Raw genomic sequence first — 2316 nt, 5'->3', positions numbered from 1 at the left:
CCCGCCGACGATCCCGCGCCTGCTCCCGAGAAGCCCACCCCGCCGCGCCGCGGACGTCCCCGCAAGGTCGCCGCAACCTGACGTTCCAGCTGACCGACTGGGTGCTGGAGCCGGCCGCAATCCTCCCTGCTGTCGGCTCGCCCTGGTCGATCGTGTCGAACAGGCGGCACCACGCGGCGCCGATCATCTCACCGTGGTCGTCGACGGCGACGGTGCCGAAGTCGGTGGCACGCGGCCAGTCGGCAACGTAGTGGGACATGTGCGGGTCGGCTAATAGCTGATCCCGCGTGAACCGTGCCCGGCCGTCCCAGTTCGCGGCTTCGAAGAGAGCGGCGGTCAGTCCCGGGCCATCCTCCAGGCCAGCATCGCGGAGGGGCATCGGCCCAGCCTCTCCCATTGCGACGCATGGCGCGACCAAAATCTCCGTCCCGGTACGCCATCCTCCAAGAACAAGCCCACGAACCGCACGGTCGTGGCCTGCAGCATCAAACCCAGCCGGTTGTGATCACCGCGCCGGTCACCGATCAGACTCTTGTCGGCGTCATCGAGGAAGAAGAACCGCTCCAAATCTGCCCGCGAAGGCACCCCTTCAAACCGCCCGTACGCGGCAACCTGAGCGTCAGTGAGGAACTCCATCGCCACAAGCGCCGACCGTAGAGGACCAACAGCGACCAGGCAGACCTTCTACCCGACAAGACATCAGATCGCCCATCAAGCGGCACCGCCCCGAAGATCATCGCTAGCGCCAACGGCTGGACGGATCATCCTCGACCCCGAACCTCTCGCTCCGGCGGGCCGAGGCCAACCTCCCGCCGCCGGCCGCTGTTCCGGCAGTTCAGCAGGGCGCACCGACCGGGCGCCGCCGCCGCGCGGGGTGTCGAAAAATCGTCGAAAAAGCTCTTGGTCGAGACGACCGGGCGTCGGGCCGGGTCAGTTTCATCGGCTGTTGGGTTACCTCCGATAATCGCCAGTTATGCCAGTCAGCGGGACTTACCCGACGTGGGAGATCTTGGCCCAACCGGGGGCCCCCGGGTCCCGGTTATGCGCTGATCGCTGCTCGCGGTGGCAGTCCCCTGTTACGGCGGCCGGAGAAGATCTCCGCGTCGGAGTGCGCCTGGTCGGTCAGGTTGGTGACGAGGTCCCATCCATCCGTCACGTCGAGGGTGAGCCGGCTGATTGCCAGGCGCACGACGTCCGAGGCGGACAACCCGTCGGGAAGCTGCTTGGCTGTCAGCTTCAGCCATTGCCGTTGAGCTGGCGTCAGGAAGACAGTGACTCTTTGATAGGTGGCGGCAGGATGCCCGTTCAGTTCGGGCTGGGTGCTTAGTTCTTTAGTCGACTTATTGCCATGGCTATCTAGTGGCTTAGTCGTTGAGTCGCTCAGTGGACCAGACACCTGGTCGTCTAGTGGTTTAGTCGCCTGAACGTCTGGTTGAGTGGTCGCTTGGTCGTCTAGTGGTTTAGTTCCGGTTTCGGCCGCAGTGGGGGGACGTTTTCGTCCCGCGCTGAGCATCTGGGCGGCGGTGAGTGTTTTACCCATTCTTGTGTGCTCGCATCCGATCCAGGACCTCTTTGACCAGTCCGCCGTAGGCAGCAGTGAGATCTGCGTTCGCGGCCGGGTCCCCGACGACCAGTCGGTCTGCCACTTGATCTTCTGCGGCGACCCGGCGGGGGATGGTTGTCTCGAAGAGTGGCAGATCGCTTTCCTGCAGGGCTTCGACGACTTCGCGGGTGATCCGGGTGCGTGGCTCGGTCATGGTGATGAGGACGCCGAGCAGGGGGGCAGTGATGAGGTTCTCTGTGCGGAAATCTTCGGTCCAGCCCAGGAACGCGCCGAGACCGCCCATGGCGAGCTTGGTCGCGCTCACGGGTGCGATGAGGTCGGTGGCGGCTACCAGAGCTGCGAGGGTGACGAGGGAGAGGCTGGGCGCCAAGTCCAGTACTGCGTAGTCGTATTGGTCGTCGGCCGGTGCCAGGGCCCTGGCGATGCGGTCCTCGCGGCGGGTCATGGAGACCAGTTCGGTCTCCAGTGGTGCCAGGCCGAGGGTTGAGGGCAGGAGGTCGAGGTTGGTGATCCTGGTGTGGAGGATGACCTGGTCGAGGGGGACGTTTTTGGTGATGACGTCCTGGAGGTCGTAGTCGACGTCGTCGGGGTCTTCGGCGAACCAGAAGGTCGCGTGTGCTTGGGCGTCCACGTCGACGAGCAGTGTGCGGTAGCCCTCTTGTGCTAGGCCGGCGGCGAGGTTGACGGCTGTCGTTGTCTTTCCGACACCGCCTTTGTGGTTGGCGATCGCGATTCTGCGCATGGGTGGGCCT

At 64.8% G+C, this 2316-nt stretch carries 3 protein-coding genes and 1 pseudogene; all 4 read right to left on the bottom strand.

The annotated features are described in order from the left end of the window. Positions 1 to 379 (bottom strand): hypothetical protein (locus VIM19_08875; GenBank protein HEY5184995.1); only part of this gene is annotated, 379 nt, incomplete at its 3' end. Positions 380 to 438: 59 nt separating this feature from the next. Further along, positions 439 to 642: pseudogene (locus VIM19_08870) on the bottom strand (DUF4158 domain-containing protein). Between the two features lie 397 nt (positions 643 to 1039). Beyond that, on the bottom strand, positions 1040 to 1189 hold the full coding sequence (locus tag VIM19_08865) for a hypothetical protein (protein HEY5184994.1): 150 nt from the start codon (positions 1187 to 1189) through the stop codon (positions 1040 to 1042). Between the two features lie 343 nt (positions 1190 to 1532). Then, positions 1533 to 2316: ParA family protein (locus VIM19_08860; protein HEY5184993.1), on the bottom strand; the 784-nt coding region annotated here is incomplete at its 5' end.

This window comes from Actinomycetes bacterium, from assembly GCA_036510875.1.
Lineage (GTDB): Bacteria > Actinomycetota > Actinomycetes > Prado026 > Prado026 > DATCDE01.
The sequence above is the reverse complement of the archived record's forward strand: the minus strand, read 5'-3'. Positions and strand labels throughout refer to the sequence as shown.